This is a genomic window from Pseudomonadota bacterium (assembly GCA_010028905.1).
Classification (GTDB): Bacteria; Vulcanimicrobiota; Xenobia; order RGZZ01; family RGZZ01; genus RGZZ01.
Window position 1 is genome coordinate 1 of record RGZZ01000612.1, and the last position, 2,557, is coordinate 2,557.

General features: G+C 66.6%; 2 protein-coding genes. Both read left to right on the forward strand.

Annotated features, from left to right (window positions below; all coding sequences use genetic code 11):
• The first annotated feature begins 352 nt into the window (after positions 1–352).
• A complete protein-coding gene (locus tag EB084_23485; protein ID NDD31224.1) occupies positions 353–1,597 on the forward strand; it encodes a flavodoxin-dependent (E)-4-hydroxy-3-methylbut-2-enyl-diphosphate synthase in 1,245 nt (414 codons plus the stop codon).
• 42 nt (positions 1,598–1,639) lie between these two features.
• Positions 1,640–2,293: a hypothetical protein gene (locus EB084_23490; GenBank protein ID NDD31225.1), complete on the forward strand. Its 654-nt coding sequence runs from the start codon at positions 1,640–1,642 to the stop codon at positions 2,291–2,293.
• Positions 2,294–2,557 lie beyond the last annotated feature (264 nt).

Consider the following 2,557-nt stretch of genomic DNA (forward strand, 5'->3'; position numbering starts at 1 on the left):
GGGGGTTTCGTCGTAAAACCCCCACTCGGCGACCGCCCGCCGAGGGCTGACCCCCGCAAACGCTGGGGGTTTCGTCGTAAAACCCCCACTCGGCGACCGCCCGCCGAAGGTCGACCCCCGCAAACGCTGGGGGTTTCGTCGTAAAACCCCCACTCGGCGACCGCACGCTGAGGACTGACCCTCGCATCGGCTGACCCCCGCAAACGCCGGGGGTTTCGTCGTTAGCTCCCCACCTGCGGTGCAGATCACGACCGGCTCTCTCCCACCAGGCGGGCCGAGCCCGCGGTGCCGGTCAGAGCCAGATCAGACCTGCGAGAAGGACCCGCCCCCTTTGAGAAGAAGGGTCGCCGGCATGAGCATCATTCGCACCCGCAGAAAATCAGTCGCCGTCAACGTGGGCGGCGTGGGCGTGGGGGGAGACAACCCCGTTCGCGTCCAGAGCATGACCAACACCGACACGGCCGACGTCGACGGCACCGTCAAGCAGATCCTCGAGCTCTACGTGGCAGGCTCCGAGATTGTGCGCTTCACCGTGAAAGACGACGACGGCGCCCGTGCCGTGCCCCACATCCGCGACAAGGTGCGGGCCGCGGGCTGCTCGGTGCCGCTGGTGGGCGACTTCCACTACAACGGGCACAAGCTGCTCACGAAGTTCCCCGAGTGCGCCGAGGCCCTCGACAAGTACCGCATCAATCCAGGCAACGTGGGTTCGGGCAAGAACCACGACAACAACTTCAAGATGATGATCGAGGTGGCGGCGAAGCACAACCGTCCCGTGCGCATCGGCGTCAACGGCGGGTCGCTCGATCAGGCCCTGCTCCAGCGTCTCATCGAAGACGACCTGGCCAAGGGCAGCCCCCGCGGCGCCCGCCAGGTGTTCAACGACGCCATGATTGCCAGCGCTCTCGACTCGGCGCAGATGGCCCTCGACTACGGCCTGCGCAAGGACCAGATCATCTTGTCGACCAAGCTGAGCGACATCAACGAGATGGTGGCCACCTATCGCGCCCTCGCCGAGCGCTGCGACTACGCGCTGCACCTCGGCCTCACAGAGGCTGGAATCGGCGACAAGGGCATCGTTGCGTCGTCGCTGGCCCTGGGCCTGCTGCTTGTTGACGGCATCGGCGACACCATCCGCGTCTCGCTCACGCCCAAGCCCGGTGATCCGCGCACCCGCGAGGTGGTCATCTGCCAGCAGATCCTGCAGACCCTGGGCATCCGCTCGTTCACACCGCTGGTGACGGCCTGCCCCGGCTGCGGCCGCACCACGAGCACGCTCTTTCAGGAGATTGCGGTGCAGACCGAGGAGTACCTGCGCCGCATGATGCCGGAGTGGAAGTCCAGGGGCTATGCTGGCGTCGAGGACATGAAGGTGGCCGTCATGGGATGTGTCGTGAACGGGCCCGGCGAGGCCCGCGGGGCCCACATCGGCCTGTCGCTGCCGGGCACCGGCGAAAGCCCGGCCGCCCCCATCTACGCCAACGGCCTGCACGTAGCAACGCTGAAGGGCGAGGGCATCGCTGAGCAGTTCCGCGCCCATCTCGACGCCTACGTGCTTGACCACTACGCGCCGAAAGAAACGGCGGCGAAGGCCTGACAGGGCGCTCGAGGCGGGCGGTGCGGGGCTGAGGTAGGCCCTGTGGTCGCGTACGCACGCGTCCGTCTCGCGTCCGCAGTGGCGCACCGACTTGCCTTTCTCGCGTCCGCGGTGGCGCACGCGTATGAACCCGCCGTCTGCAAGAAGCGGTCTTGCGGACACCGCTCAGAAGGCAACGCGGGTCTGGAGGTCTCCGTGGAAACGGTCCGCTTTGACGACGTGGAGGCTCATCGCGCGGCTGCTGACCGGCTGTTCGAAGCGCTGCTTCGAACGTTGACAGTGCTGCTGCCAGACGCCGACATCCAGCATGTGGGAAGCACGGCGCTGCCGCGCGGCCTGACCAAAGGCGATCTCGACATCCAGGTGCGCGTGCCCGCAGCGCGCTTCGAAGCGGCCTGTGACGCGCTGTCCGCGCACTATTCCTTGAATGAGGGCGGCTTTCGTGGGCAGGGCGGGCGCTCGTTCAAGGACGATCACACGACGCCCCCGATGGGGGTGCACGTCACGGTCATCGACGGCGCGTGCGACTTCCAGTGGCGCTTTCGCGATCTGATGCTGCGCCGCCCTGACCTGTGCGAGGCGTACGACGACATCAAGCGCCGGTTCCAAGGGGGTGACGTGGACGCCTACAGGGTGGAGAAGGGGCGGTTCTTCGAGGGCCTGGCAGCGATGGAGGGGATCTCGCTACCCGAGTAGGCGCCTTGGCGTGTTGAACCTCTGTCGGCTGCAGAGCTCGACCGTCTGGGCTAGCCAGCGTCAGTACTGCCACAGATGTGGACCGTGCAGCCTCAGGTTTCCGCGTACTGCCACAGATGTGGACCGTAATGGCAGTTACGCACCACATTCGTGGCAGTACCGCACCCCCCGCCGCAGTTACGCACCACATTCGTGGCAGTACCGCACCCCCCGCCGCAGTTACGCACCACATTCGTGGCAGTACCGCACCCCCCGCCGCAGTTA